Source organism: Streptomyces sp. NPDC003036, from assembly GCF_040611175.1.
Lineage (GTDB): Bacteria > Actinomycetota > Actinomycetes > Streptomycetales > Streptomycetaceae > Streptomyces.
In genome coordinates this window covers 1-24,644 of the sequence record NZ_JBEXNO010000053.1, presented here as the reverse complement: position 1 = coordinate 24,644, position 24,644 = coordinate 1, and the positions used below count along the sequence as shown (strand labels likewise).

Here is a 24,644-nt window from a genome sequence, read left to right as displayed (position 1 = left end):
TGCGGTAAGTGGTCGTCGCGCCCGGACTGAGCGGATCAGTCGTGGGAGTGGAGGGGCTTGCCGGCCAGCGCCAGGTGAGCCTCGCCGAGCGCCTCGTTCTGCGTCGGGTGGGCGTGGATGAGCTGCGCGACCTCCGCCGGCAGCGCCTCCCAGTTGTAGATCAGCTGCGCTTCGCCGACCTGCTCGCCCATGCGGTCACCGACCATGTGGACGCCGACCACGGCCCCGTCCTTGACCTGCACGAGCTTGATCTCGCCCGCCGTCTTGAGGATCTTGCTCTTGCCGTTGCCCGCGAGGTTGTACTTCAGAGCGACGACCTTGTCCGCGCCGTAGATCTCCTTGGCCTTGGCCTCGGTGATGCCCACGGAGGCGACCTCGGGGTGGCAGTACGTCACCCGCGGCACGCCGTCGTAGTCGATCGGAACCGGCTTCAGGCCGGCCAGCCGCTCCGCCACCAGGATGCCCTCGGCGAAGCCGACGTGCGCGAGCTGGAGGGTCGGGACGAGGTCGCCGACGGCCGAGATCGTCTCCACGTTGGTCTGCATGTACTCGTCGACCAGGACGTAGCCGCGGTCCATCGCGACGCCCTGCTCCTCGTACCCGAGACCGGCGGAGACCGGGCCGCGGCCGATGGCGACGAGCAGCACCTCGGCCTCGAAGGTCTTGCCGTCCGCCAGGGTGACCTTGACGCCGTTGTCGGTGTACTCGGCGCTCTGGAAGAAGGTGCCGAGGTTGAACTTGATGCCGCGCTTGCGGAACGCGCGCTCAAGAAGCTTCGAGCTGTTCTCGTCCTCGACCGGGACGAGGTGCTTCAGGCCCTCGATGATGGTGACGTCGGTGCCGAAGGACTTCCACGCGGAGGCGAACTCGACGCCGATGACGCCGCCGCCCAGGATGATCGCGGACTCCGGGACCCGGTCCAGGGTCAGCGCGTGGTCCGAGGAGATGATGCGGTTGCCGTCGATCTCCAGGCCCGGGAGGGACTTCGGTACGGAACCGGTGGCGAGGAGGATGTGGCGGCCCTCGACCCGCTGGCCGTTCACGTCGACGGAGGTGGGGGAGGAGAGCCGGCCCTCACCCTCGATGTAGGTCACCTTGCGGGAGGCGACCAGACCCTGCAGACCCTTGTACAGGCCGGCGATCACGTCGTCCTTGTACTTGTGGACGGCCTTGATGTCGATGCCCTCGAAGGTCGTGAGCACGCCGAACTGGTCGGCCTCGCGGGCCTGGTCCGCGATCTCACCGGCGTGGAGCAGGGCCTTCGTGGGAATGCATCCGTTGTGCAGGCAGGTGCCGCCGAGCTTGTTCTTCTCGATCAGTGCGACGTCCAGGCCCAGCTGCGCACCCCGCAGGGCCGCGGCGTAACCGCCACTGCCACCGCCGAGGATCACTAGGTCGAAAACGGTGCTGGCGTCGTTCGCCACGTCACGTCCTCCATGCATGTGCGCCGGTCGCCGGGCCCCCTTCCTCGGGGGATGACCGGCCGGTCGGCTGGTGTTCGGCCGCTGATTCTTCGGCCCTGTGGTGGGGGCCCTGTCCTGCCGAGAACCCATCTTCGCACTTGTTGCCGGAACAAGAGACGCCGGGCCAGGCTCTGAGACGGCTGATCGTCCACGCGCCCGGGCCGCCGAGGCGTACGAACCTACGGATTCCGTCGCCCCGGAGCCGCACCCGCCCCGACGGCGTACGACCCCGGGAGCAAGCCTCCGGAGCCGTACGCCCTCGCCTCACCCCCCGAACCTATGGCGAGTGAGGCGAAGGGGCGCCGCCGGTGTCGAAAGGGAGAACGCGCGGAGGTCGCGAGGGACGAGCGACCGAGCACGATCGACCGTCGACACCGGCTTTAGCGCCCCGGAGCCGAACCGAGCCCAAAAAAGGGGGGGATCAACCGAGGTCGCCGGCCGCCACCCGCTCCGCGAGCTTGACCAGGGTGCGGACCGCCGAGCCGGTGCCGCCCTTGGGGGTGTAGCCGTAGGGGGCGCCCTCGTTGAAGGCGGGGCCCGCGATGTCGAGGTGGGCCCACGGGATGCCCTCGCCGACGAACTCCTTCAGGAACAGGCCGGCGACCAGGCCGCCGCCCATCCGCTCGCCCATGTTGGCGATGTCGGCCGTGGGGGAGTCCATGCCCTTGCGCAGCTCGGCGGGGAGCGGCATCGGCCAGGACTGCTCGCCGGCCTCTTCCGCGATCTCGTGGACCGCGGTGCGGAAGGCGTCGTCGTTGGCCATGACGCCGAAGGTGCGGTTGCCGAGCGCCAGCACCATCGCGCCGGTGAGCGTCGCGACGTCGACGATGGCGTCGGGGTGCTCCTCCGAGGCGCGGGTGAGGGCGTCGCCCAGCACGAGCCGGCCCTCGGCGTCGGTGTTGAGCACCTCCACCGTCTTGCCGCTGTACATGCGCAGGACGTCGCCGGGGCGCAGGGCGGAGCCGGACGGCATGTTCTCGGCGAGCGCCAGCCAGCCGGTGATGTTCACTTCCAGGCCGAGGCGGGCGGCGGTGACGACGGCGGCGAACACGGCGGCGGCGCCGCTCATGTCGCACTTCATCGTCTCGTTGTGGCCCGCGGGCTTCAGGGAGATGCCGCCCGAGTCGTAGGTGATGCCCTTGCCGACCAGCGCCAGCGTCTTCTCGGCCTTGGGGTGGGTGTAGGCGAGCTTCACCAGCCGGGGCGGGTTCGCCGAGCCGGCGCCGACGCCGAGGATGCCGCCGTAGCCGCCCTTGGCGAGGGCGCGCTCGTCGAGCACCTGCACCTTGAGGCCGTGCTCCTTGCCGGCCGTGGTGGCGAGGGCGGCGAAGGCCTCGGGGGTGAGGTCGTTGGGCGGGGTGTTGATGAGGTCGCGGGCGCGGTTGAGCTCCTCGGCGAGCGCGACCGCGCGCTCCGCCGCCGCCTTGTACGCCTTGTCGCGGGGCTTCGCGCCCAGCAGCGCCACCTCGGCGAGGGGGCCCTTGGCGTCCTTGCCCTTCTCGCGGTACGCGGTGAAGGCGTACGCGCCCAGCAGCGCGCCCTCGGCGATGGCCTCGGCGTCCTCGACGGCCTCGACGGGCAGCGCGAAGCCGGCCTTCTTCGTACCGGCGAGCGCGCGGGCGGCGGCGCCGGCGGCGCGGCGCAGGGTCTCGGCGGTGTAGGTCTCGTCGTCCTTCTCGGGCGCCTGGCCGAGGCCGACGGCGAGGACGACCGGGGCCTTCAGGCCGGACGGCGACGGCACCTTGGTCACCTCGCCCTCGGCCCCGGAGGCACCGAGGGTCTCCAGGACGCCGGCGAGCTTGCCGTCGAACGCCTGGTCGACGGCCTCGGCGCCGGGTGCGACGACGAGCCCCTTGCCGCCCTGCGGGCTCTTGGCGACGCCGACGACGAGAGTGTCGGCGCGCAGTGTCGCCGCGCCGGCGGTGCTGAGAGTGAGAGCAGTCACGGTGGTGAAATCTCGCTTCCGTTTGAGTGGTCGGGCGGCGTGTGCGGCTGGCGTACGGCCGTGGCACGGCCGAGGTACGGTCGAGGGGTGGGCCGACCTTGCCCGTCGCATCGTAATTCGGCCCGGGGAACGCCGAGGACGAGCCTACGCGCGCACTCCCGTCTCGCTCACGGTGACGGTGATTCACTCATCCGTGGTGTCTCTTTCATGTTTGCCACCCCATATGGGTGAGAGCTCAGTCACACTCTGCTCAATCCTGCAAGGGAGCGATCCGGCCCTTTGCATCATCTCCACAGATCCTCCGGGCGCCCCCACGCGCACCGGCGGGTCTCGCGAGGGGGGAAAGACATGCACGTCCACGCATTCCGGGCCGGGCGTACGGCGGCCGCGCTGCTGGCCGCGGTGCTCCTGACCGGCGCGCTCCCGGCGGCCCGCGCGGCGGCGGCCGAGCCCGCGCCCCGTATCGACCTCACGGTGCTCGTCGTGGACGACGGCGGCGGCGCGGTGGAGGCCCTCACATCCGAACTGAAGGGTTCCGGCACGCCGTACCGCGCGGTCCGGCTCGGCGACCCGGGCCGGCCCGTCATCGACGCCGCGTTCCTCGCCGACACGGTCGACGGGCGGCCGCGCGCCAAGTACCAAGGCGTGGTGCTGCCCGACGAGGCACCCCAGGGGCTGTCCGCGGCGGAGCGGGCCGCGCTCACCGCGTACGAGCGGACGTACGCGATCCCGCAGGTCGACGCGTACACCTGGGCCCACCCCGGCGTCGGCCTGGAGTACGCCGGCGACGGCGGCCGCTCCGGCGTGTTCGACGGCGTGGAGACCGCCCTCACCGCCGCCGGGAAGGCCGGGCCCTTCCGGTACCTCGACGGGCCGGTCGTCTTCGAAAACAACGACCCGGACGTCTCCGAGAGTTACGGGTACGCCGGACGCCCCCGCGCCGGCTACACCAGCTACCTGGACGTGGCCACCGGCGACGGCGGCGGCCGGGCCAGCCTCCTCGGCGAGTACGCCCACGACGGGCGGCGCGAGCTGGTCGTCACCTTCGCCTACAACCGCCACCAGCGGCAGTTCCGGGCCCTGGCCAGGGGCATCGTGGAATGGCTGACTCAGGGCGTACACCTCGGGCAGAGCCGGAACTACCTTTCCGTCCATGTCGACGACGTCTTCGCCCCCGACGCCCGCTGGGACACCGTCCGCAACTGCACGCCCGGCGGCGTCGACTGCGCGGGCGGTGACGGCGAGGGGACGCCGCCGATCCGTATGACGTCGGCCGACGCGCAGTACGCCGCCCAGTGGCAGAGGGCGAGCGGCTTCACCCTCGACATGGTCTACAACGCGGGCTCCGGCGAGGAGTGGAAGGCCGAGCACGGGGGCACCGACCCGCTCACCACCCAGCTGCTCGCGGACCGGGCGCGGTACCGCTGGGTCAACCACACCTACACGCACCCCTTCCTCGGCTGCGTCCAGGACACCTCCACCGTGCCGTGGCGGTGCGCCAAGGACGCGTACGGCAACACCCGCTGGATGAGCCGCGCCGAGATCGCCGCCCAGATCCGCGACAACCACACCTGGGCTGTGAACAAGGGCCTCGCCGTGGACCGCACCGAGCTCGTCACCGGCGAGCACTCGGGCCTGAAGACCCTGCCGCAGCAGCCCGCCGACAACCCGAACCTCCCCGGGGCGCTCTCCGACACCGGGGTCCGCTGGATCGCGAGCGACAACTCCCGCGAGCCGCGGCAGCGGGCCGTGGGCGCCGCGAAGACCGTGCCGCGCCACCCGATGAACGTGTACTACAACGTCGGGACGGCCGAGGAGATGACGGACGAGTACAACTGGATCTACACCTCGAAGGAGGACGGCGGCAGCGGCGTCTGCGAAACCAACCCCGCCTCCTCCTGCCTCGACGAGCCGCTCGACGTGCGCACCGGGTACGCCGGGCACATCGTCCCGCAGGAGGCCCGCATCGCGCTGAGCCACGTCATGGCCAACGACCCGCGCCCCCACTACGTCCACCAGTCCAACCTCGCCGAGGAGCGGCTCCTCTACCCCGTCCTCGACAAGGTCCTCGCCGACCACCGCGCCCTGTTCGCGGAGAGCACCCCTCTCGTCAACCCCCGCCACCGCGACATCGGTATGGAACTGGCGCGCCGCGCCGCCTGGGAGCAGGCCCTCGCGGACGGCAAGGTCACCGCGTACCGCATCGGCACCACCGTCACCGTCAAGGCGCCGGCCGGCGTGACCGCCCCGGTCACCGCGCCCGAAGGGACCCGCAAACAGCAGCTGCTCGGTTCGACGGCGTTCGGCACGCCCTACGCCGGGGCCCGCTCCGCCTGGACCGCTCCCGACACCTTCCAGACGGCGATCACCCTCACGCTGCCGACCGCCTGACCAGCGCCTGACGAGCTCACTCCCGGGGGGGAACCGCATGCCGACCACAGGCCGCCATGTCACCATGCTCACCGAAGGCACCTATCCGCACGTCCACGGCGGCGTCAGCACCTGGTGCGACCAGCTCGTCCGCGGCATGCCCGAGGTGGACTTCCAGATCCTCGCCCTCACCGGCAGCGGCCGCGAGCCCGTCACCTGGGAGCTGCCGCCCAACATCCGCCGCCACACCGCCTTCCCCCTGTGGGGCCCGGCGCCGGGGCGCGGGCGGCCGCTGATCGGACGCGAGCGGCGCCGCTTCACCGACACCTACGAGCGGTTCCTGCTCTCCATACTCGACCCGTCCGCCGGCTGCGACTTCGGCGAGGGCCTGTACGCCCTGGCCGCGCTCGCCCGCCGCGGACGGCTCTCCTCCGCCCTGCGCTCCGAGTCGGTGCTGCGGTCGCTGATGTGGATATGGACCATGCCGCACCTGCGGACCGCCGCCGCCCGCCCCACCGTCCACGACGCCCTGACCGCCACCGACCTCCTCGAACACGCGCTGCGGCCGCTCGCGGCCCGCATCCCCGACGACAGCGTCGCCCACGCCGTCTCCAGCGGCCTCGCCACCCTCCCCGCGCTCGCCGCCCAGCACTTCGACGGCGTCCCGTTCCTCCTCACCGAGCACGGCATCTACCTCCGCGAGCGCTACCTCGGCTACCGCACCGAAGCCCAGCGGTGGCCCGTCAAGGCCCTGATGCTCGGCTTCTACCGGGAGCTCAACTCCCTCGGCTACCGCAAGGCCGACCTCATCACCCCGTGCAACCAGTACAACCGGCGCTGGGAGGAGCGCGGCGGCGCCCCCGCCGACCGCATCCGCACCGTCTACAACGGCGTCGACCCGCACGCCTTCCCGCTCGCCGGCCCGGAGCCCGCCGTCCCCACCCTCAGCTGGTGCGGCCGCGTCGACCCCATCAAGGACCTGGAGACCCTGATCCGGGCGTACGCCATCGCCCGAGCGGAACTGCCCGAGCTGCGGCTGCGGCTGTTCGGGCCCGTCCCGGCCGGGAACGAGGACTACCGCACCCGGCTGGAGAAGCTCGCCGCCGAGCTCGGCGTCACGGACGGCATCGCGTACGAGGGCCGGATCTCCGACGTGGCGTCCGCCTACGCGGCGGGCAGCGTGGTGATGCTCTCCTCCATCAGCGAAGGGTTCCCCTTCTCGCTCATCGAGGCCATGTCCTGCGGCCGCGCCACCGTCTCCACCGATGTGGGCGGGGTACGGGAGGCCGTCGGCGACACCGGTCTCGTCGTCCCGCCGCGCGAACCCGCCGTCATGGCCGAGGCCGTCATGGCGCTGCTGCGCGACGGGGAGCGGCGGGCCGAGCTCGGCCGCCGGGCCCGGCAGCGGGTGATCGACCGGTTCACGCTGCACCGCTCCGTCGACGGCTTCCGCCGCATCTACCGGGAGCTGGCCGGAGTGCCCGAGGCCCCCGTGGCCGAGCCGGACGACTGGACCCTCCAGCTCCGCATCCCCGATCCTTGGTACCGCGAACTCGATCGGACGGCGTGAATGAGCGGCTCCCTCTGGCTCACCCCGCCCGCCCCCGGCGTCACCGGGACCCTTCCGGCGATCCCGCGCCCCCGCCCCAGCTGGGCCGCGCCCGATCCGATCGACGAACTCGCCCACCGCCTGGAGGACCTGATAGCGGCCGCCGTCCACCCCGACGAGATAGCCGCCATCCTCGAATCCGACGGCATGACCGACGACCACATACGGCTCACCTACGGCCGCCCGGACTCCTTCGCCCTCGCCGAGGACCTCTACACCCGCGTGGAGCGGCGCTTCCCCGAACCGGACGGCCCGCCCACCGACCCTTGGCACACCGGCCTCGGCGGCTGCCTGCTGCGCGGCCTGGTCTTCGCCCTGCCCGGCCTCGCGTACGTCCTCGGCGCGCCCTTCCTCGCGGGCCCGCCCGGCGCGCTCGGACTGCCCGCCGGAACGGTTCCGCTGCTCGCCGGGGCCGTCACCGGCTGGGTGTGGAACCAGGCCCTCTCCCACCGCGCCTACTCCTGGCTCGGCCTCGGCGACCGCCAGGCCGCCGCCCGCACCCTGCTCACCGGCGCCCCGGCCGGAGCCCTCGCCGGCGCGGTCGTCGCCGTCGCCGCCACCGGGCCGGGGGAGTGGGGCGCCGCCGCCTTCGCCGCCGGGCAGGCCCTGTACCTGGCCGCCGCGACCGTCCTGCTGGTCCTCGACCGCGAGAAGGCCCTGCTGGGCGCGCTGCTGCCGCTCGCGGCGGGCGCCCCCGTCGCGTTCTGGTACGACCCGCCGCTCGCCGTGCGCACCGCCCTGCTGCTCACGTCGCTCGTCGCGGCCGTGGCGCTCGCGCTGCGGGTGCTGGTGCCGCTCGCGGCACCCGGCGTGCCCGGGAGGGCCGCGCCCCGGCTCGCCGCGTCGCTGCCGTACGGCCTCTTCGGGCTCGGCACCGGCGGGCTCGTGCTGTACGCCGCGCTCGGCGACGTCCTCGCCGACGGACCCGGCGCCGTGGTCGCGGCGCCCTCCGCCGTCGCGCTCACCCTCTCGATGGGCCCCGCCGAGTGGCTGCTGCACCGCTTCCGCAGCGAGAGCCTCGCCGGGCTGCGGGCCAGCACCACCGCCCGCGCCTTCCGCCGCACCACCGCCACCACGCTGGCGCTGTGCCTCACCGCGTACCTCACCGTGCTGTCGGCTCTGGCCCTCGCCGGGACGCTGCTGTGGCCGGGCGCGCCCGAGCTGGGCGGGCTGCGGCTGGTGTCGCTGCTGCTCATCGGGACCGTCCTGTGGGCCGCCCTGCTGCTGCAGTCCTTCGGGGCGGCGCTCAGCGCGGCGCTGGTGTGCGTGGCGGCGACCGGGGCCCAGACGGTCTCCCTGGCGACGGGCACGGGCGACCCGAGGGCGGCCGGCGCGGTCATCGCCGGGACGGCGGCCGCGGTACTGGCCGCCCTCGGGTGGGTACTGCTCGGACGGGCGACCACCCACCGCGCCTGAACGACGTAAGGAAACGCCCGTGGACCTGCTGGTGCCCTACTACGAGCACCCCGCCGACCGCCCCGCCGAATGGGACGCCATCATCGCCGCCGCGCCGCTGCTCTACGGCGTCGTGCTCAACCCCGCGAGCGGCGCGGGCGCGGCCCCCGACCCCGCCTTCGTGACGGTCGCCGACCGGCTGCGCGCGGCCGGGGTGTGCGTCCTCGGCTACACCGACACCGACTACGGCCGCCGCCCGCACGCCGACGTCCTCACCGACCTGGTCCGCCACCGCGACTGGTACGGCGCCGACGGCGCCTTCCTCGACCAGGTCCCGACCGACCCGCACCTCGCCCCGCACTACCGGCGCCTGGGCGTGGCCGCCCGCGCCGCCGGCGCCGCCACGCTCGTCCTCAACCACGGGGCTCACCCGCACCCCGCGTACGCCGGGCTGGCCGACCTGCTCGTCACCTTCGAGGGCCCCTGGGACGCCTACCGCGCCCAGGACCTCCCGCTCGCCGACCACTACTGCCACCTCGTCTACGCGGCCCCGCCCGACGCCCGCGTCACCACCCGCGTCCGGTGCGCCGTCCCGGGCGCGGGCGCCCACCCGTGGGGGACGCTGCCGCACGCCCTGGCCGGCGGGAGGCGGCGCCCATGACACGCCGCGTCCTGCTCTTCGCGGTCGCGCTGCTGCTGCTCGCGACGGCGTGTACGAGCCCCTCGGACCCGGAGCCGCCCACGCCGCACGAGGGCCGCCGCTGGCAGCCGAAGCCGGGCCAGCCCTGGCAGTGGCAGCTCAGCGGCCGCCTCGACCCGACCGTCGACGTACCGGTGTACGACATCGACGGCTTCGACCACACCGGGGCCACGGTCGCCGACCTCCACCGGCGCGGCCGCAAGGTGATCTGCTACCTCTCCACCGGCGCCTGGGAGGACTGGCGGCCCGACGCCGCGCGGTTCCCCAAGGAGGTCGTCGGGCGCGGCAACGGCTGGAAGGGCGAGCGCTGGCTCGACATCCGCCGCACCGACGTCCTCGAACCGCTGATGGCCGCCCGCCTCGACATGTGCCGGGAGAAGGGCTTCGACGCCGTGGAGCCCGACAACATGGACGGGTACGCCAACGACACCGGCTTCCCCCTCACCGCCGCCGACCAGCTCCGCTACAACCGCCTCATCGCCCGCCTCGCCCACGAGCGCGGACTCGCCGTCGGCCTGAAGAACGACCTGGACCAGATCGGCGACCTGGTCCAGGACTTCGACTTCGCGGTCAACGAACAGTGCGCCCAGTTCCGGGAGTGCGAGCGCCTGCGCCCCTTCCTGACAGCGGGCAAGGCCGTCTTCCACGTCGAGTACGAGCTGCCGACGCGGGCGTTCTGCCCTCAGGCCGAGCGGCTGGGGATGAGCTCGATACTGAAGCGGTACGAGCTCGGCGCCTGGCGCGACCCCTGCTGAGTGCTCGGCAGCGGTTTCTCAGGCCGGTGTGACGTTCTCCGCCTGCGGCCCCTTCGGGCCCTGCGTGACGTCGAATTGGACCTTCTGGCCCTCGTTGAGCTCGCGGTACCCCGTGCTGGCGATCGCCGAGTAGTGGACGAACACGTCGGGGCCGCCGCCGTCCTGCTCGATGAAGCCGAAGCCCTTTTCCGCGTTGAACCACTTCACAGTGCCGGTTGCCATGATCCTTCTCCTTCTTCCTCGATCCCCGACTACCAGGTTCCCGCGCGGCTCAAACACGCCTTAGCCCAACGTCAGCACCACCAGCACCGCCGTCGCCGCCGTCTCCGCCACCGCGCCGAAGACATCCCCCGTCACGCCGCCGAACCGGCGCACACAGCGCCGCAGCAGCGCCTCCGCCACCACCAGGGCCACCAGCCCCGCCAGCACGTGACGCAGGGCGTCGTACGGACCGAACAGCGCCCCCGCCCCGGCCGCCGCGCACCCCACCAGCGCCGCCACGCCCAGCGCGGCCCGCCCCGGCACCGTCCCCGCCACCACCGCGCCCAGACCTTCGGGCCGGGCCGCCGGGACGGAGGCGCGCGAGGCGAGGGTGAGTGCGAGCCGGGCGACCGTTCCGCTCAGGGCGGCCGCGACCGCGCCGTACGCCCAGCCCTCCCCGTACAGCTCGTACAGCGCGGCCACCTGGGCGAGGAGCACGAAGAGCAGCGTGATGACGCCGAAGGGCCCGATGTCGGACTGCTTCATGATCCGCAGCGCGTCCTCGGCGGGCTTGCCGCTGCCCAGCCCGTCCGCCGTGTCCGCGAGCCCGTCCAGATGCAGGCCCCGGGTGAGCACGGCCGGAACGGCGGCCGAGGCGACGGCCGCGAGCAGCGGCCCCGCCCCGAGCAGCAGGGCCAGGGCGCCGGCCGCCGCCGCGCACAGGCCCACCACCAGCCCGGCGAGGGGCGCGGCCTGCATTCCGGCGCGGGCCGCCTCGCGGTCCCAGCGGGAGACGTGGACGGGCAGCACGGTGAGGGTGCCGAAGGCGAAACGTATGCCGTCGAGGTTCGTGCGGGTGCGGGGCATGGTCACCGGGCGCAGGGTAGTCGCTAGAAGGCGCGATCATGGAGGGAGCGGGATGGGTCACTGGTTCTACCGCAACATCGTCGAGCCGGGGAAGCTGCCCCTGCTCGTCGCCCTGTCCTCCTTCGTGCTGACCTTCCTGCTCACCCGTACGGTCACCCGGCTGATCCGCGCCGGGAAGGGGCCGTTCCGCAATGTCACCCCGGGCGGGCTGCACATCCACCATGTGATCCCGGGGGTCGTCCTCACCCTGATCGGTGGTTTCGGCGCGGTCGCCGTCGGCCGGCACGGTGCCGCGTCGATCGTCTGCGCGGTGGTCCTCGGCATCGGCGCGGGCCTGGTCCTCGACGAGTTCGCGCTGATCGTCCACCTGGACGACGTCTACTGGACCGAGGAGGGCCGCAAGAGCGTGGAGGTCGTGGTCCTCACCACCGCGCTGCTCCTGCTCGCCCTGCTCGGCTTCTCACCGCTCGGCGTGGACGAGGTCAGCCCCGAGGAGCGGCAGAGCCGCAGCAGCCTCATCGTGAACTTCGCGCTGAACTTCCTCTTCGTGCTGGTCACCCTCTTCAAGGGGAAGTTCCGGATGGCGATCATCGGCCTGTTCGTGCTGCCGGTCGCCGTCTTCGGCGCCCTTCGGCTGGCCCGCCCCGACTCCCTGTGGGCCCGCCGCCTCTACCGCCGCAGGCCCCGCGCCCGCGCCCGGGCGGGCCTGCGCGCCTACCACCACGACCGCCGCTGGAACGCCGTCAGGAACCGCTTCCAGGACCTGATCGCCGGGGCGCCCGACCGCGTCCAGCAACTGCGGCGTTCGTCCCACGACGACCGGAGGCACTGAGCGCCTCGCACACGGCGCATCCCACCAGCACCGCCCCGATCGCCGCCAGGTGCTCCTTGCCCGCGAGGTTGCTCTTGAAGATCACCTCGACGATCATCGCCACCACGACCAGGCTGCCTGTCAGCCAGGCCCGGTGGCGCCAGCACACGACGACCGCCAGACCGACGACCGCCGCCGACGGGCCGGTGTCGACGACCCGCGCGTCGGACGCCGGCAGCCCGAGCCCCAGCGGCGCGTCCGGCCCGAGCGCGATGCCGATCCGCGCGTACATCGTCCCGGCCAGCGTCGCGGCGTACGCGACGAGCAGCGTGCGCGCCCGCCCCAGGCAGATCTCGGCGATCCCGAACACCAGCAGCACCTGCGCCAGCGCGCCCCACACCGGCAGGTGCAGCGCCGGTACGAAGAGGGAGAGGGGCGTGCGCAGCAGCGCGAGCCACAGCGGGTCCTCGGCCCGGACCGAGCCGATGCCCTGGATGAGGCCGTAGCCCCAGGACTGGTTCTGTACGAGCTGGAAGAGCCCGGTCAGCGTGACGGCGCACAGCGTCAGGGGGATCGCCCGCCACCCGCGGGCGACGAGCCCCGCGCGTACCGCCGCGTACAGCGGTCCCCACTCACGGCGCAGCGCGCGGCGGACGAACGGCATCGGGGCTCCCGGGGGATCGGCACGGCGTCGAGCACGTGCGAAGACCGAAGCGGCGGCCGGGAAGTTGTCCGGCCGCCGCGTGATCCCCATCTCTCCGCCCGGGGCCGGGAGCTCAGTCCCGCTCGGGCAGCTCCGCCGCCAGCGCCGCGGCCGCCTGCACCAGCGGCAGCGCGAGCAGCGCCCCGGTCCCCTCGCCGACGGTCACGCCGTGGTCCAGCAGCGGGTTGAGCGCCATCCGGTCCAGCGCCTTGCCCTGCGCCGGCTCGCCGCTCACCTGGCCCGCCAGCCACCAGTCCGGCGCCCGGAACGCCGCCCGCTGCGCGACCAGCGCGCACGCCGCCGACACCACGCCGTCCAGGATCACCGGCATCCGCCGGACCGCGCTCTGGAGCAGGAAGCCCGTCATCGCCGCCAGGTCCGCGCCGCCGACCGCCGCCAGCAGCTCCAGCTGGTCGCCCAAGACCGGGCGCGCCCGGCGCAGCGCGTCGCGGATCGCCGCGCACTTGCGCATCCACGCCAGGTCGTCGATCCCGGCGCCGCCCCGGCCCGTCACCACGGAGGCGTCCGTGCCGCACAGGGCGGCGATGAGCGTGCTCGCGGGGGTGGTGCCGCCGACGCTGAGGTCGCCCAGCACCACCAGGTCGGTGCCCGAGTCGGCCTCCTCGTCGGCGATCGCCATGCCGAGGCGCACCGCCTGCTCGGCCTCCTCCGGCGTCAGCGCGTCCTCGATGTCGATCCGGCCGCTGCCGCGCCGCACCCGGTGGCGTACGACGTCCTCGGGCAGCAGCTCCGGGTCGCAGTCCAGTCCCGCGTCGACGACCCGCACCGGGACGTCCATCCGCCGCGCGAGGACCGCCACGGGGCTCGCGCCGTCCAGCACGGCGCGCACCAGCGCCTGCGCGCCGCCCTCGGGCCGGCCCGACACGCCCAGCCCGGCCACTCCGTGATCACCGGCGAACAGCACCACGCGCGGCCGCTCGATCGCCCGCACCGGGACGGCCCCCTGGGCGGCCGACAGCCACTCGCCCAGCTCGTCGAGACGGCCGAGCGCACCGGGCGGGACGGCGAGGCGCTCCCGGCGTTCCTCGGCGTCACGCCGCGTGGCGCTGTCGGGGCGCTCGATCAGTTCGGAGAAGTCGTCGAGATTCAGCCTGCTCATTCGCCGAACAGTACCGGTCAGCCGCGGAGCACGAGGGCCTGACCGGCGACGACGTACAGGACGTGCTCGCACTCGTCGGCGAAGGCCGCGTTGAGCCGTCCGAGCTCGTCGCGGAAGCGCCGCCCGGCCGCGCTCGCGGGCACCACCCCCGCGCCCACCTCGTTGGTCACCGCGACGACCGTACGGCGCGTGGCGCGCACCGCCGCGACCAGCTCGGCGACCCGCTCGCGCAGCGCGCGCTCCCCGCCCCCCGCCCAGGTGGCGTCCTCCCACGCCCCGACCCGGTCCATCGCGTCCGTCAGCCACAGCGACAGGCAGTCGATCAGCAGCGGCGGCCCGTCGCCGCGCAGCAGCGGGGCCAGGTCGCAGGTCTCCTCGGTGTGCCAGGACCCGGGGCGCCGGTTGCGGTGCACGCTCACCCGGGCCGCCCACTCGGCGTCACCGTCGCGGGTCCCGCCGGTCGCGACGTACACCACCTCCGGGAAGGCTTCCAGGCGCCGCTCGGCCTCCAGCGACTTGCCCGAGCGGGCCCCGCCGGTGACGAGCGTGCGGCGCGGTATGTCCGGGACATCCTGGTAGTCGCCCACGATCAGCGTCGTCCCGTCCGGCACGGCCCGCGCCCCGGCGGCGGCCAGCCGCCGGTCCAGCTCGGGCCCGGGCGGCACGTCGTGGTCCAGGTGGACGGCGACGACGTCGGTGGCGGCCCCGATCGCTCCCGCGCCGCGCAGCCGGGCCACCCCGTCCGGCCGCCCCACCACGTCGCCCAGGACCATGTCGTACGCGTTCCCGGCCTCGCTCACGCCCGCCGGGGCGGCGCCGGGCGGCAGGTACAGCAGCCGCAGCCCGTCCGGTGAGGTGACCTCGTACCCGGTCCCCGGCGCGTCCATCGGCACGGCCCGCACCCGGTGGCCGCTGATCAGCGTCAGCTCCCGCCCGTCGGGCACCCGCCCGGCCGCCGGCAGCCCGGCCGGCAGCTCCACGGCCGGCCCGTCGTGCGGGTGCGTGAGCAGCACCTGCCGTACGCCGCCGAGCGACCGCCCGGCCCGCGCGGCGGCCAGCGCGGCCCCGGGCGTCAGATCGAGCAGCAGCGCCCCGTCCACGAGCAGCGCGGTCGCGGCGCGCGCGTCCGCGCCACGGGCGACGGCGCACCGGGCGCAGGGGCAGTCGGGGCGGGGCAGCCCGTCGGGGGCGCCGGTGCCGAGGAGAGTCAGTTCCACAGGGATGATCCTCCCGCGTCCCCGCACGGGGTGCGCGCCCGGCTACGCTGCGGGCAGGAAACCGATCACCTGGTGAACCCGGGAGGCGCACATGGCATGGACGTGGCGATTCGAGAGGTCCGACGGCACGGAGGTCCAGCCGGCAACCCAGCCGGAGGAGTTCACCACCCAGGGCGACGCGGAGTCCTGGCTCGGTGAGACCTGGAAGAACCTCCTCGACGAGGGTGTGGAGCAGGTCCACCTCTACGAGGACGAGACGAAGATCTACGGCCCGATGAGCCTGCGCGAGGCCGAGGCCGCGGGCTGAGCCCGTCAGGGCGCGCGGGGGGCTTCGTACGGGGGCGAGGTGCTACATCTCGCCGAGCGTCACCGTCACCGTCCCCCGCCGCCCGTCCCTGACGTACGCCACCGGCACCCGGTCGCCGGGCTTCGCGGACGCCAGCGCCTCCAGCAGCGAGGTGATCGTGGTGATGTCCGTGTCACCGACGCGGGTGATGATGTCGCCGGCCCGCAGCCCCGCGCCCGCCGCCGCGCCGCCCCGCGCCACCTCGACGATCGCCACGCCCGCCGGCCGGTACTCGTCGTCCAGGACGGTGCGGCCGGCGATGCCGAGGGCCGCGCGGCCCGAGTGCGTGACCCGGCCGGTGCGGACGATCTGGTCCGCGATCGTCCGGACCATGGAGGACGGGATCGCGAAGCCGATGCCCGGCGCCGTACTGCCGCTCCGGCCCGGCTCGGTGGCCGCCAGCGTCGGGATGCCGATGACCTCGCCCGCCAGGTTGACCAGCGCGCCCCCGCTGTTGCCCGGGTTGATCGCCGCCGACGTCTGCACCATGTTCCCGATGGTCGCGCCCGTCCCGCCGCCCGCGCCGCCCTCGCTCACCGTGCGGCCGGTCGCCGACACGATGCCCTGCGTGACGCTGCCGGACAGGCCCAGCGGCGACCCCATCGCCAGGACGATCTGGCCCACCTCGACCTTCGACGAGTCGCCGAACCTCGCCGGCTTCAGCCCCGGCGGCGGCGCGTCCAGCCGGATGACCGCGAGGTCCTGCTCGGGATAGCTGGAGACCAGCCGGGCGGCCAGCGCCTCCTCGCCCGTCGCGACGGTGACCCGGAACGACCGCTCCTCGCCCACCACGTGAGCGTTCGTCACGATATGACCCTGGTTGTCCCACACCACCCCGGAACCGATCCCCTGCCCCGCCTCGATCTGCACGACCGACGGCAGGACGTCCCGGATGACGTTGCGGTAGTCCTCCTCCAGCTCCCCGGCCGCCCGCGCGGCCGGGGCGGGCGCCGCGGGCGGCGGCGCCGGGTCCACGCAGCCGCCCAGCAGCACGGCGGCGGCGGTCACGGGCAGCAGCGGCACCAGCAGGCGTACGGCAGCGGTCACGCTCATGCCGCGAGTCTCCGTCGGAACCACCCACCACGGCCCGCCCAGCGCATCCGATCAGGGGGCGGCCGCCCAAGGTCGGCCCCTCAGGGGGCCGGCGTCAGCCCCGCACGCCGCACAGGTGCAGCAGCGCCGCCACCCGGCGGTACGGGTCCGTGCGGCCTGCGCGGTCCTCCGCCGCGAGCAGGAGCTCCAGCTCCTCGGCGGCCGGCAGACCCTCTGCGTTCGGCACGTTGTCGGTGAAGACCCGCACGCCGTACCAGGCGTGCAGCGGCGCCGCGATCCCCGCGAGCGTCGCGGTCAGCGCCCCCAGCCGGTCGGCCCGCGCCGGCAGCCCGAGCCGGTTGACGTAGGCGTCCGACTCGAACGCCGCCAGCGCCGTGGACCAGTCCCCGGCCAGCCCCGGCCGCATCGCCAGCGCGTCCGCGTTCCGTACGAGCAGCGACAGCAGGCCGCCCGGCGCCAGCATGCGGGCGAGACCCGCGAGCATGGCGTCGCGCTCCTCCACGTACATCAGCACGCCGTGGCACAGCACCACGTCGAAGCTGCCCGGCAGGAAGTGCACGCCGGTCTCCCGGCCGTCCCCCTCGATGAGGCGGACCCGGTCCCTGATGCCCGCCGGCTCGGTCGCCAGCGCCTCGCGCGCGTACCGCAGCATCTCGGGGTCGGACTCCAGCCCGGTGACGGTGTGCCCCGCCCGGGCCAGGCGCAGGGCCTGCGTGCCCTGGCCCATGCCGACGTCGAGTATCCGCAGCCGCTGCCCCACGGGGTAGCGGGCGGTTATCTGCTCGTCCAGCTGGCGGGCGACGAGCTCCTGGCGCACCGTGTTGCGCAGTCCGCCGAGCCCGTCGAGCCAGCTCCCCGAAGCGCCTCCGAAGCCGGAGACCTGCGTGCTCAGGGCCGCTCTCCGCGCTTGACCTGCGGCTTGGGCAGCCGCAGTCGGCGCATCTGGAGCGTACGCATCAGGCCGTACGCGATGGCACCGCGCTTGGGCTCGTTGGGGAAGCGCTCGCCCAGCTGCTTCTTCAGCCGGATCCAGATGCCCACCGAGTCCACGACGATCATGGCGATGACGCCCAGCCACAGCAGCAGGGCGATGTTCTGCATCTGCGCGGACCGGACCATGGACAGGACCAGGATCACCACGGCCAGCGGCAGGAAGAACTCGGCGACGCAGAACCGCGAGTCGACGAAGTCGCGCACGAAGCGGCGGACCGGGCCCTTGTCGCGGACGGGCAGGTAGCGCTCGTCACCACTGGCCAGCGCCTCGCGCTGCTTGGCCAGGTCCGCGCGGCGGGCCTCGCGCTGGCGGCGCATGGCCTCCTTGCGGTCGGACGGTACGGTCTGCGCACGGCGGCGCTGCGTCTGGGCCTCACTCCGCTTCGGGGTCGGGCGGCCCTTGGGGGCCTGGGGGTCGCGGGGCTGCTTGGAGAGGTCCGCCGTCACCTTGTCGGTGGGGGCCTTCTCATCCTTCGAACGGCTACGGAACACAAAGCCCAAGGGTACGGGGTACCCGGCATGCGCCCCACCCCCGCGGGGAACGATCCGGCAACAGCCTGCGTCCACCCGTACAAGGGATCCAGCCGGAACCCCTACTCCTTGCGCCGGATCACGAGCCGTCCGCAGTCGTCCTTGGGGATGAGCGCATCCCCGCCCGAACAGTGCGGTAATGGATGCAGGGCCCGTACTGTGGGTTCTGTTGGAGTGCTGGAGCCGAAGTCCGTCACGAAGGGGGCGCGCGAAGCCCATGAGCGGTGTCATGAAGCGTATGGGGATGATCTTCCGCGCGAAGGCCAACAAGGCCCTTGACCGGGCCGAGGATCCGCGCGAGACCCTCGACTACTCGTACCAGAAGCAGCTCGAGCTGCTCCAGAAGGTGCGCCGCGGCGTCGCCGACGTGGCGACCTCCCGCAAGCGACTGGAGCTCCAGCTGAACCAGCTCCAGTCCCAGTCCGCCAAGCTCGAGGACCAGGGCCGCAAGGCGCTGGCCCTGGGCCGCGAGGACCTGGCGCGCGAGGCGCTGTCCCGCAAGGCGGCGCTCCAGCAGCAGGTGTCGGACCTGGAGACGCAGCACCAGACCCTCCAGGGCGAGGAGGAGAAGCTGACGCTCGCGGCGCAGCGGCTCCAGGCCAAGGTGGACGCCTTCCGTACGAAGAAGGAGACCATCAAGGCCACGTACACCGCCGCCCAGGCGCAGACCCGGATCGCCGAGTCCTTCTCCGGCATCTCGGAGGAGATGAGCGACGTCGGCGTCGCCATCCAGCGTGCCGAGGACAAGACCGCGCAGCTCCAGGCGCGGGCCGGCGCGATCGACGAGCTGCTCGCCTCCGGCGCGCTCGACGACCACTCCGGGCTCCAGAAGGACGACATCCAGGCCGAGCTGGACCGCCTGTCGGGCGGTACGGACGTGGAGCTGGAGCTCCAGCGCATGAAGGCGGAGCTCGCCGGGGGATCCTCCTCGCAGCAGGCCATCGAGGGCGGCGGCGCCACGCCGCAGGACCAGTCCCAGGAGCAGTCCCCGACCCGGTTCGACAAGCAGTAAGGACGGTCGCGTCATGATCGTGAGGATCATGGGGGAGGGTCAGCTGCGGGTGGCGGACAGCCACTTCGCCGAACTGAACAAGCTCGACGACGAACTGCTCGCCGAGATGGAGAACGGCGACGGGGAGGGCTTCCGCCGTACGTTCCACGCTCTGCTGGACACCGTACGGACGCTCGGCGAGCCGCTGCCGGACGACTCCCTCGAACCCTCCGAGCTGATCCTGCCCGCCCCTGACGCGACGCTCGAAGAAGTCCGCGAGATGCTCTCCGACGACGGCCTCATCCCCGGCTGACGGCCACCCCCGGCACTTCGCCCGTGCCCCGCCCCGGACGACCGGGTCGGGGCACGGGTGCTTCCCGGCGCCGTGCCAGGCCGTACGGTTCTCTCCCGTGACCACCCTCGGAACCCCGCTCGCTCGCGGGCGGTGCTGGCTGCGCGAGCATCCCCTGGCGTTCGACGGCGCCCTGGCCCTCGCCGTGCTGGTGTGCATGGTCGCCGGTTCGTTCGTCGACCGGCACGGCGGCCCGCACGGGGGGCCCGACTTCGGCGGGCGCACCCCCGGGGCGATCAGCGTGCTCCTCATGCTGGTCGGCGCGGCGGCCCTGGTCCTGCGCCGCCGCAACCCCCTGGGCGTCCTGCTGTGCACCGGCGCGGTCACGCTCGTGGAGCACATCGCCGAGGACCCGCCGGCCCCGGTCGCGATGAGCGCCGTCGTCGCCCTCTACACCGTCGCCTCGCGCACCGACCGCCCCACCACCTGGCGGGTCGGCCTGCTGACGATGACGGTGCTGACGGGCACGGCGATGCTGTCCGGCTCCGCGCCCTGGTACAGCCAGGAGAACCTCGGCGTCTTCGCCTGGACCGGCATGGCGGCCGCCGCGGGCGACGCCGTGCGCAGCCGCCGCGCCTTCGTCGACGCCATCCGCGAGCGCGCCGAACGCGCCGAGCGCACCCGCGAGGAGGAGGCCCGCCGCCGGGTCGCCGAGGAGCGGCTGCGCATCGCCCGCGACCTGCACGACGTGGTCGCGCACCACATCGCGCTCGTCAACGTCCAGGCCGGGGTCGCGGCCCACGTCATGGACAAGCGCCCGGACCAGGCCAAGGAAGCCCTCGCGCACGTCCGCGAGGCCAGCCGCTCCGCCCTCGACGAGCTCCGCGCCACCGTCGGCCTGCTCCGCCAGTCCGGCGACCCGGAGGCGCCCACCGAACCGGCGCCCGGCCTCGCCGTCCTGGACGAGCTGCTCGCCACCTTCCGGAACGCCGGCCTCCCGGTGCAGCTGGCCCGCACGGACCAGGACACCGCGCTCCCGGCGGCCGTCGACCTCGCCGCGTACCGGATCATCCAGGAGGCGCTGACCAACGTCCGCAAGCACGCCGGTCCGGACGCCACGGCCGAGGTGAGCGTCGTCCGGGTGGGCCGGACGCTGGAGGTGACGGTCCTCGACAACGGCGTACCGGCACCCTCCGCCGAGGAGAGCGGCGGCCACGGCCTCCTCGGCATGCGCGAACGCGCCACCGCCCTCGGCGGCAGCCTCACCGCCGCCCCCCGCTACGGAGGCGGTTTCCGCGTCCACGCGATACTTCCCCTCACCGCAACCACAGGGGAGGCCACGTGACCATCAGGGTGCTGCTCGCCGACGACCAGGCACTGCTGCGCAGCGCGTTCAAGGTCCTGGTGGACTCGGAGCCCGACATGGAGGTGGTCGGCGAGGCGGCGGACGGCGCCGAGGCGGTCGCCCTCGCCCGCACGCAGCGGGCCGACGTCGTCCTGATGGACATCCGGATGCCCGGCACGGACGGCCTCGCCGCCACCCGCATGATCAGCGCGGACCCGGACCTGGCCGGCGTGCGCGTCGTCATGCTGACGACCTTCGAGGTGGACGAGTACGTGGTCCAGTCGCTGCGCGCCGGGGCCTCCGGCTTCCTCGGCAAGGGCGCCGAGCCCGACGAACTGCTGAGCGCCATCCGGATCGCCGCCGCCGGGGAGGCGCTGCTCTCACCGGCCGCGACCAAGGCTCTGATCGCCAGGTTCCTCACCCAGAAGGACACCACGGAGCCGTCCACGTACTCGGACCGCCTCGCCGCCCTGACCGTACGGGAACGGGAGGTCCTGGTCCTCGTCGCCGGCGGTCGCTCCAACGACGAGATCGCCGACCGCCTCGAAGTGAGCCCCCTCACCGTCAAGACCCACGTCAACCGCGCCATGGCCAAGCTCGGCGCGCGCGACCGCGCCCAGCTGGTCGTCACGGCGTACGAAACCGGCCTGGTACGCCCCAGGGCGGAGTGAGCGAGTACTCCATCCGGTGTATGCCGGGCGTAAGCAAACGGGACCTGGGGGCGACGGAACCCTCCCCTCCATGGCTGATCGTGTGAAAGACCTGCCGATCCGCCACAGAAGAGAGACCCCATGTCCTGGCTGTCCAGATTCAGCCTCGCGCAACGGGCCCTGGTCGGGCTGATATCGATCGTGGCGATCGTCTTCGGGGCGATCGCCATCCCGCAGCTCAAGCAACAGCTGCTGCCCTCCATCGAGCTGCCGATGGTGTCGGTCCTCGCCCCCTACCAGGGCGCGTCCCCCGACGTGGTGGAGAAGCAGGTCGTCGAACCGCTCGAGTCCACGATCAAGGCCGTCGACGGCGTCAAGGGCGTCACCTCCACGGCCAGCGAGGGCAACGCCCTCATCATGGCCACCTTCGACTACGGCGACGCGGACACCAAGCAGCTCGTCGCCGACGTGCAGCAGGCCGTGAACCGCGCCCGCGCGCAGCTGCCCCAGGAGGTGGACCCGCAGGTCGTGGCCGGCTCGACCGACGACATCCCGACCGTCGTCCTCGCCGTCACCTCCACCAAGGACCAGCAGGCGCTCGCCGACCAGCTGGAGCGGACCGTCGTCCCGGCCCTGGAGGACATCGACGGCGTCGGCCAGGTCTCCATCGACGGCGTCCAGGACCTCCAGGTCTCCATCACGCCCGACGACCGCAAGCTCGCCGCGGCCGGGTTGAACGCCATGACCCTGGCCGAGGCGCTGAAGGCGGGCGGCGCGACCGTCCCGGCCGGCTCCTTCTCCGAGGCGGGCCAGAGCCGCACGGTCCAGGTCGGCGGCGGCTTCACCTCGCTGGAGCAGATCCAGGACCTGCGGATCAAGCCCGCCAAGGGCGACGCGGTCCGCCTCGGCGACCTCGCCACCGTGAAGCAGGAGGAGTCCCGCCGAGTCTCCCTCACCCGTACGAACGGCAAGCCGAGCCTCGCCGTCATGGCCACCATGGACAACGACGGCAGCGCCGTCGCCATCTCCGAGGCGGTCAAGGCCAAGCTGCCCGAGCTGCGCGAGGACCTGGGCTCGGGCGCCGAGCTGACGGTCGTCTCCGACCAGGGCCCGGCGGTCTCCAAGTCGATCTCCGGCCTGACCACCGAGGGCGCCCTCGGCCTCCTCTTCGCCGTCATCGTCATCCTGGTCTTCCTGGCGTCCCTCCGCTCCACCCTGGTCACCGCGGTCTCCATCCCGCTCTCCGTCGTCCTCGCCCTGATCGTGCTGTGGACGCGGGACCTCTCGCTCAACATGCTGACGCTCGGCGCGCTGACCATCGCCATCGGCCGGGTCGTCGACGACTCGATCGTGGTCCTGGAGAACATCAAGCGGCACCTCGGCTACGGCGAGGAGCGCCAGGCGGCGATCCTCACGGCGGTCCGCGAGGTGGCGGGCGCCGTCACCTCCTCCACCCTCACCACCGTCGCCGTCTTCCTGCCGATCGGCCTGGTCGGCGGCATGGTGGGCGAGCTGTTCGGCTCGTTCTCCCTCACCGTCACCGCCGCCCTGCTCGCCTCCCTGCTCGTCTCGCTGACGGTCGTGCCCGTCCTGTCGTACTGGTTCCTGCGCGCCCCCAAGGGCACGTCCGCGGACCCGGAGGAGGCGCGCCGCCAGGCGGAGGAGAAGGAGAACCGCAGCGTCCTGCAGCGCATGTACGTGCCGGTGCTGCGGTTCGCGACCCGGCGCCGCCTCACCAGCGTGGCCCTCGCGATCGTCGTCCTCGTGGGCACCTTCGGCATGGCCCCGCTGCTGAAGACGAACTTCTTCGACCAGGGCGAGCAGGAGGTCCTCTCCATCAAGCAGGAGCTGCCCGCCGGCACCAGCCTGGAGGCGGCCGACGCCGCGGCGAAGAAGGTCGAGAAGGTCCTGGCCGACGCCGCCGGGGTGAAGGACTACCAGGTCACCGTCGGCTCCTCCGGCTTCATGGCCGCCTTCGGCGGCGGCACGGGCGCCAACCAGGCCTCGTACCAGGTGACGCTCGCGGACTCGGCCTCGTACGGACAGGTCCGCGACCACCTCGACGCCGAGCTCGGCAAACTCGACGGCATCGGCGACACGACCATCGCGGCCGGCGACGGCTTCGGCAACCAGGACCTGAGCGTCGTGGTCAAGGCCGCCGACGCCGCCACCCTGAAGAAGGCCGCCGACCAGGTGCGCGCCGAGGTCGCCGAGCTGGACGACGTCACCGACGTCCAGAGCGACCTGTCGCAGTCGGTCCCGCGCGTCTCGGTCAAGGCCACCGCCAAGGCGGCCGAGGCCGGCTTCAACGACGCGGCGCTCGGCATGGCGGTCGCCCAGGCGGTACGCGGCACCCCGGCGGGCAAGGCGATCCTGGACGACACCGAGCGCGATGTCGTCATCACCTCCGCCGCGCCGGCGAGGACGATGGCCCAGCTCCAGCAGCTGCCCCTCGGCCCGGTGAAGCTCGGCGACATCGCGGAGGTGAAGCTGGTCCCCGGCCCGGTCTCGATGACCCGCATCGACGGCTCGCGGGCCGCGACCATCACGGCGAAGCCGACCGGTGACAACACCGGCGCGGTCAGCGCCGCGCTCCAGTCGAAGATCAACGCGCTGGACCTGCCCGACGGCGCCACCGCCACCATCGGCGGTGTGTCGGAGGATCAGGAGGAGGCGTTCGCCAACCTGGGCCTGGCGATGCTGGCGGCCATCGCGATCGTCTTCATGCTGCTGGTGGCGACCTTCAAGTCGCTGGTGCAGCCGCTGATCCTGCTGGTCTCCATCCCGTTCGCGGCCACCGGCGCCATCGGCCTGCTGGTCGCCACGGGCACGGCGATGGGCGTCCCGGCGATGATCGGCATGCTGATGCTGATCGGCATCGTCGTCACCAACGCCATCGTGCTGATCGACCTGATCAACCAGTACCGGGCACAGGGCCTCGGCGTCATCGAGTCGGTCGTCGAGGGCGGCCGCCACCGCCTGCGCCCGATCCTGATGACCGCCCTGGCGACGATCTTCGCCCTGCTCCCGATGGCCCTGGGCATCACGGGCGAGGGCGGCTTCATCGCCCAGCCGCTCGCGGTGGTGGTGATCGGCGGCCTGGTGACGTCGACGCTGCTCACGCTGCTGCTGGTGCCGACGCTGTACGCGATGGTGGAGCTCCGCAAGGAACGCCGCCGCAGCAAGCGCGCCGCCCGTGCCGCGGCCCGTGAGCCGGAGCGGACACCGGCCGCGGTGTGAACAGCGTGAGGGGCGGCCCCCCACGGCGGGGCGCCCCGCCCCCCCGG

22 protein-coding genes are annotated in these 24,644 nt (G+C 73.2%); 12 read left to right on the top strand and 10 right to left on the bottom strand.

Annotation, left to right across the window (positions count from 1 at the left end):
* Positions 1-35: 35 nt before the first annotated feature.
* Together lpdA and ABZX67_RS29670 are read right to left on the bottom strand one after the other, a co-directional pair.
* Positions 36-1,424 (bottom strand): dihydrolipoyl dehydrogenase, encoded by a 1,389-nt coding sequence (gene lpdA, locus ABZX67_RS29675; protein WP_355366566.1) that lies wholly within the window; start codon positions 1,422-1,424, stop codon positions 36-38.
* 460 nt (positions 1,425-1,884) lie between these two features.
* A complete protein-coding gene (locus ABZX67_RS29670) occupies positions 1,885-3,408 on the bottom strand; it encodes a leucyl aminopeptidase (protein WP_355366563.1) in 1,524 nt (507 codons plus the stop codon).
* Between the two features lie 348 nt (positions 3,409-3,756).
* Between ABZX67_RS29670 and ABZX67_RS29665 the strand changes: the two genes are divergently transcribed.
* From ABZX67_RS29665 to ABZX67_RS29645, 5 genes are read left to right on the top strand one after another with little or no spacing between them, the layout of a single operon-like run.
* Positions 3,757-5,799, top strand: coding sequence for a hypothetical protein (locus ABZX67_RS29665; RefSeq protein WP_355366560.1), 2,043 nt, complete (start codon positions 3,757-3,759; stop codon positions 5,797-5,799).
* A gap of 37 nt (positions 5,800-5,836) precedes the next feature.
* Positions 5,837-7,348 (top strand): GT4 family glycosyltransferase PelF, encoded by a 1,512-nt coding sequence (gene pelF / locus ABZX67_RS29660; protein WP_355366557.1) that lies wholly within the window; start codon positions 5,837-5,839, stop codon positions 7,346-7,348.
* Positions 7,349-8,803 carry a hypothetical protein gene (locus ABZX67_RS29655; RefSeq protein WP_355366554.1) on the top strand — a complete coding sequence of 485 codons (1,455 nt, stop codon included), beginning with the start codon at positions 7,349-7,351 and terminating at the stop codon, positions 8,801-8,803.
* Positions 8,804-8,822: 19 nt separating this feature from the next.
* Positions 8,823-9,443 carry a spherulation-specific family 4 protein gene (locus tag ABZX67_RS29650; protein ID WP_355366551.1) on the top strand — a complete coding sequence of 207 codons (621 nt, stop codon included), beginning with the start codon at positions 8,823-8,825 and terminating at the stop codon, positions 9,441-9,443.
* Complete coding sequence (locus ABZX67_RS29645; protein WP_355366548.1) at positions 9,440-10,237, top strand: endo alpha-1,4 polygalactosaminidase; 798 nt, start codon at positions 9,440-9,442, stop codon at positions 10,235-10,237. The genes ABZX67_RS29650 and ABZX67_RS29645 overlap by 4 nt, the downstream gene beginning before the upstream one ends.
* Positions 10,238-10,255: 18 nt before the next feature.
* On the opposite strand, the gene ABZX67_RS29640 is transcribed toward ABZX67_RS29645, so the two are convergent.
* A complete protein-coding gene (locus ABZX67_RS29640) occupies positions 10,256-10,459 on the bottom strand; it encodes a cold-shock protein (RefSeq protein ID WP_165260076.1) in 204 nt (67 codons plus the stop codon).
* A gap of 60 nt (positions 10,460-10,519) precedes the next feature.
* Positions 10,520-11,305 carry an adenosylcobinamide-GDP ribazoletransferase gene (gene cobS / locus ABZX67_RS29635; RefSeq protein WP_355366614.1) on the bottom strand — a complete coding sequence of 262 codons (786 nt, stop codon included), beginning with the start codon at positions 11,303-11,305 and terminating at the stop codon, positions 10,520-10,522.
* 52 nt (positions 11,306-11,357) lie between these two features.
* On the opposite strand from cobS, the gene ABZX67_RS29630 reads away from it, so the two are divergent.
* On the top strand, positions 11,358-12,137 hold the full coding sequence (locus tag ABZX67_RS29630; protein ID WP_355366544.1) for a hypothetical protein: 780 nt from the start codon (positions 11,358-11,360) through the stop codon (positions 12,135-12,137).
* Here the strand turns inward: ABZX67_RS29630 and ABZX67_RS29625 are convergent.
* The 3 genes from ABZX67_RS29625 to ABZX67_RS29615 form a co-directional block, all read right to left on the bottom strand.
* The gene (locus tag ABZX67_RS29625) at positions 12,049-12,780 is read right to left on the bottom strand and encodes a hypothetical protein (RefSeq protein WP_355366541.1); all 732 of its coding nucleotides are present in this window, start codon (positions 12,778-12,780) and stop codon (positions 12,049-12,051) included. The two genes, ABZX67_RS29630 and ABZX67_RS29625, sit on opposite strands and share 89 nt — an antisense overlap.
* A gap of 112 nt (positions 12,781-12,892) precedes the next feature.
* Positions 12,893-13,939, bottom strand: a complete 1,047-nt coding sequence (gene cobT / locus ABZX67_RS29620) for a nicotinate-nucleotide--dimethylbenzimidazole phosphoribosyltransferase (RefSeq protein ID WP_355366538.1) — start codon at positions 13,937-13,939, stop codon at positions 12,893-12,895.
* Positions 13,940-13,956: 17 nt separating this feature from the next.
* Positions 13,957-15,156 (bottom strand): bifunctional adenosylcobinamide kinase/adenosylcobinamide-phosphate guanylyltransferase, encoded by a 1,200-nt coding sequence (locus ABZX67_RS29615; RefSeq protein ID WP_355366535.1) that lies wholly within the window; start codon positions 15,154-15,156, stop codon positions 13,957-13,959.
* A 91-nt stretch (positions 15,157-15,247) separates the two neighbouring features.
* Here ABZX67_RS29615 and ABZX67_RS29610 point away from each other — a divergent pair, with 91 nt between their 5' ends.
* Positions 15,248-15,463: a hypothetical protein gene (locus tag ABZX67_RS29610; protein WP_355366532.1), complete on the top strand. Its 216-nt coding sequence runs from the start codon at positions 15,248-15,250 to the stop codon at positions 15,461-15,463.
* Between the two features lie 42 nt (positions 15,464-15,505).
* On the opposite strand, the gene ABZX67_RS29605 is transcribed toward ABZX67_RS29610, so the two are convergent.
* From ABZX67_RS29605 to ABZX67_RS29595, 3 genes are all read right to left on the bottom strand, one after another.
* Positions 15,506-16,555, bottom strand: coding sequence for a trypsin-like peptidase domain-containing protein (locus tag ABZX67_RS29605; RefSeq protein WP_355366529.1), 1,050 nt, complete (start codon positions 16,553-16,555; stop codon positions 15,506-15,508).
* Between the two features lie 94 nt (positions 16,556-16,649).
* Complete coding sequence (locus ABZX67_RS29600; protein ID WP_355366526.1) at positions 16,650-17,372, bottom strand: class I SAM-dependent methyltransferase; 723 nt, start codon at positions 17,370-17,372, stop codon at positions 16,650-16,652.
* Positions 17,373-17,443: 71 nt separating this feature from the next.
* Entirely contained in the window at positions 17,444-18,040 is a 597-nt protein-coding gene (locus tag ABZX67_RS29595; protein ID WP_355366523.1) for a DUF3043 domain-containing protein, read from the bottom strand.
* A gap of 256 nt (positions 18,041-18,296) precedes the next feature.
* On the opposite strand from ABZX67_RS29595, the gene ABZX67_RS29590 reads away from it, so the two are divergent.
* The 5 genes from ABZX67_RS29590 to ABZX67_RS29570 all read left to right on the top strand — a co-directional run bounded on the left by ABZX67_RS29590 (position 18,297) and on the right by ABZX67_RS29570 (position 24,597).
* Positions 18,297-19,091 (top strand): PspA/IM30 family protein, encoded by a 795-nt coding sequence (locus ABZX67_RS29590; protein WP_355366520.1) that lies wholly within the window; start codon positions 18,297-18,299, stop codon positions 19,089-19,091.
* A gap of 13 nt (positions 19,092-19,104) precedes the next feature.
* Complete coding sequence (locus ABZX67_RS29585; RefSeq protein ID WP_355366517.1) at positions 19,105-19,383, top strand: hypothetical protein; 279 nt, start codon at positions 19,105-19,107, stop codon at positions 19,381-19,383.
* 97 nt (positions 19,384-19,480) lie between these two features.
* Complete coding sequence (locus ABZX67_RS29580; RefSeq protein ID WP_355366514.1) at positions 19,481-20,707, top strand: sensor histidine kinase; 1,227 nt, start codon at positions 19,481-19,483, stop codon at positions 20,705-20,707.
* A complete protein-coding gene (locus ABZX67_RS29575; protein WP_355366511.1) occupies positions 20,704-21,378 on the top strand; it encodes a response regulator transcription factor in 675 nt (224 codons plus the stop codon). The genes ABZX67_RS29580 and ABZX67_RS29575 overlap by 4 nt, the downstream gene beginning before the upstream one ends.
* A gap of 120 nt (positions 21,379-21,498) precedes the next feature.
* Positions 21,499-24,597 (top strand): efflux RND transporter permease subunit, encoded by a 3,099-nt coding sequence (locus tag ABZX67_RS29570; RefSeq protein ID WP_355366508.1) that lies wholly within the window; start codon positions 21,499-21,501, stop codon positions 24,595-24,597.
* The last annotated feature ends 47 nt before the right edge of the window (positions 24,598-24,644 follow it).

Excerpts from the sequence above, each read along its gene's own strand:
- ABZX67_RS29630 (WP_355366544.1), top strand. The coding sequence starts at position 11,358 with ATGGGTCACTGGTTCTACCGCAACATCGTCGAGCCGGGGAAGCTGCCC.
- cobT (WP_355366538.1), bottom strand. The coding sequence starts at position 13,939 with ATGAGCAGGCTGAATCTCGACGACTTCTCCGAACTGATCGAGCGCCCC.
- ABZX67_RS29665 (WP_355366560.1), top strand. The coding sequence starts at position 3,757 with ATGCACGTCCACGCATTCCGGGCCGGGCGTACGGCGGCCGCGCTGCTG.
- ABZX67_RS29645 (WP_355366548.1), top strand. The coding sequence starts at position 9,440 with ATGACACGCCGCGTCCTGCTCTTCGCGGTCGCGCTGCTGCTGCTCGCG.
- ABZX67_RS29585 (WP_355366517.1), top strand. The coding sequence starts at position 19,105 with ATGATCGTGAGGATCATGGGGGAGGGTCAGCTGCGGGTGGCGGACAGC.
- ABZX67_RS29640 (WP_165260076.1), bottom strand. The coding sequence starts at position 10,459 with ATGGCAACCGGCACTGTGAAGTGGTTCAACGCGGAAAAGGGCTTCGGC.
- ABZX67_RS29605 (WP_355366529.1), bottom strand. The coding sequence starts at position 16,555 with ATGAGCGTGACCGCTGCCGTACGCCTGCTGGTGCCGCTGCTGCCCGTG.
- pelF (WP_355366557.1), top strand. The coding sequence starts at position 5,837 with ATGCCGACCACAGGCCGCCATGTCACCATGCTCACCGAAGGCACCTAT.
- ABZX67_RS29610 (WP_355366532.1), top strand. The coding sequence starts at position 15,248 with ATGGCATGGACGTGGCGATTCGAGAGGTCCGACGGCACGGAGGTCCAG.
- ABZX67_RS29625 (WP_355366541.1), bottom strand. The coding sequence starts at position 12,780 with ATGCCGTTCGTCCGCCGCGCGCTGCGCCGTGAGTGGGGACCGCTGTAC.
- ABZX67_RS29570 (WP_355366508.1), top strand. The coding sequence starts at position 21,499 with ATGTCCTGGCTGTCCAGATTCAGCCTCGCGCAACGGGCCCTGGTCGGG.
- cobS (WP_355366614.1), bottom strand. The coding sequence starts at position 11,305 with ATGCCCCGCACCCGCACGAACCTCGACGGCATACGTTTCGCCTTCGGC.
- ABZX67_RS29655 (WP_355366554.1), top strand. The coding sequence starts at position 7,349 with ATGAGCGGCTCCCTCTGGCTCACCCCGCCCGCCCCCGGCGTCACCGGG.
- ABZX67_RS29590 (WP_355366520.1), top strand. The coding sequence starts at position 18,297 with ATGAGCGGTGTCATGAAGCGTATGGGGATGATCTTCCGCGCGAAGGCC.